At 72.0% G+C, this 515-nt stretch carries 1 pseudogene; it reads left to right on the plus strand.

What is annotated here, in order from left to right:
• A pseudogene (locus ACXJ5O_RS29525) lies at positions 1-515 on the plus strand (hypothetical protein); the annotation flags it as partial.

The raw sequence follows: 515 nt of genomic DNA on the forward strand, positions 1-515 counted from the left end.
GTGCTGCTGGTCGGCGCGGGGGAAACCATCGAGCTGGCCGCGCGCCACCTCAGCGAAGGCAAGGTGCGGCGCCTGCTCGTGGCCAACCGCACGCTGGCCCATGCGCAGGACCTGGCCAGCCGGCATGGCGGCGTGGCGCTGCCGCTGAGCGAACTGGAGCGTCACCTGGGTGAGGCCGACGTGGTGTTCTCGGCCACCGCCGCGCGCCAGCCGGTGATCGCCCGCGCGCACGTCGCCGCTGCGCTCAAGACCCGCAAGCACAAACCGATGCTGCTGTTCGACCTGGCCGTGCCGCGTGACATCGAGGCCGGCGTGGGCGACCTGCAGGATGCGTTCCTGTACACCGTCGATGACCTGGAGCGCGCGGTCGAAGACAACCGCCGCAGCCGCCGCGAAGCCGCCGCCGAAGCCGAGGCGATCATCGAACTGCAGGTCGCCCGCTTCGTGGAGACGCTGCAGGCCAGCGCCCACCAGGCGCCGCTGCTGCAACTGCGCGCCTATGGCGAGGCGACCCG

It is taken from the genome of Phyllobacterium sp. P5_D12, assembly GCF_054049495.1.